The 1,291-nt window shown below is 73.9% G+C and carries 1 protein-coding gene and 1 pseudogene; both read right to left on the reverse strand.

Annotation, left to right across the window (positions count from 1 at the left end):
* Nucleotides 1-154: 154 nt before the first annotated feature.
* Entirely contained in the window at nt 155-1,090 is a 936-nt protein-coding gene (opcA, locus tag B7L92_RS34890; RefSeq protein ID WP_081241232.1) for a glucose-6-phosphate dehydrogenase assembly protein OpcA, read from the reverse strand.
* Nucleotides 1,087-1,291 (reverse strand): annotated as a pseudogene (locus B7L92_RS34895) (glucose-6-phosphate dehydrogenase); the annotation flags it as partial. The pseudogene B7L92_RS34895 and the gene opcA, both read right to left, overlap by 4 nt.

A 1,291-nucleotide genomic window follows, 5' to 3' on the forward strand; every position in this document is an offset into this window, starting at 1 on the left:
GTAGTCGACGTACAGGTCGCCCACGTGCGCCACGTACCGCTCCGCGCGGGAGGGGTCGGCGGCGAACAGCTCGCGCAGGTCGGGCCGCGGCAGCGTGTCCGTGCGGTGGTCCTCCAGGGCGGTCCACTGGGGGCGCCGGGTCAGCTCGGGGACCTCATGCATGGGCGAGGACCTCCTGGCCGGCCCCGCCGCGCAGGGCGAGGGCGTACATCTCGTCCGCGTCGAGGCGCCTGAGCTCCTCGGCGATGAGTTCGGAGGTGGCACGGATCTTCAGCGCCACCCGGCGCGGTGGCTGGCCCGGCAGGGACAGCGTGGCCAGCGGGCCCTCGGGGCGGTCGATGACGAGGTCGCCCTCCGCGGTGCCGAGGCGGACCGCCGTGACGACCGGTCCGTCGGTCACCACCCGGTCGACGGGGACCCGCAGCCGCGCCTCCAGCCAGCGTGCCAGCAGCTCGGCGGCCGGGTTGTCGGCCTCGGCCTCCACGGCCGCCGAGGTCACCGTCACCGGGGCCTGGTCCAGGGCCGCGGCCAGCAGGGAGCGCCACGGCGTCAGCCGGGTCCAGGCGAGGTCGGTGTCGCCCGGCGCGTAGGAGCGCACGCGTGCCGCCAGGACCTCCGAGGGGTTCTCGACCGCGTACAGGTCGGTGATCCGGCGCTGGGCCAGCGCGCCCAGCGGGTCCTTCGCCGGGTTCTCGGGCGCGTCCGTCGGCCACCAGACCACCACCGGGGCGTCCGGCAGCAGCAGCGGCAGCACCACCGAGTCGGCGTGCTCGGAGACCTCGCCGTAGGTCCGCAGCACCACCGTTTCGCCGGTGCCCGACTCCGAGCCGAGGCGGACCTCCGCGTCCAGCCGGGGGTGGGTGCGCTCGCGCGGGGTGCGGGCCTGCCGCTTGATGACGACCAGGGTGCGCGAGGGGTGCTCGTGCGAGGCGTCGCCGGCCGCCTTCAGCGCGTCGTAGGCGTTCTCCTCGTCCGTCACGACGACCAGGGTGAGCACCATGCCCACGGCCGGTGTGCCGATGGCCCGGCGGCCCTGCACCAGCGCCTTGTTGATCCTGCTTGCCGTGGTGTCGGTCAGATCGATCTTCATGGCCTGCGCCAGCTCCGTCCGTCTCGCTCGAGCATCTCGTCGGCCTCCGCGGGTCCCCAGCTGCCCGAGGCGTACCGCGCCGGCCTGCCGTGCGACGCCCAGTACTCCTCGATCGGGTCGAGGATCTTCCAGGACTCTTCCACTTCCTGGTGACGGGGGAACAGGTTGGCATCCCCCAGGAGGACGTCGAGGATCAGCCGT

The organism is Streptomyces viridosporus, from assembly GCF_002078235.1.
Classification (GTDB): Bacteria; Actinomycetota; Actinomycetes; order Streptomycetales; family Streptomycetaceae; genus Streptomyces; species Streptomyces viridosporus.

Excerpts from the sequence above, each read along its gene's own strand:
- opcA (WP_081241232.1), bottom strand. The coding sequence starts at position 1,090 with ATGAAGATCGATCTGACCGACACCACGGCAAGCAGGATCAACAAGGCG.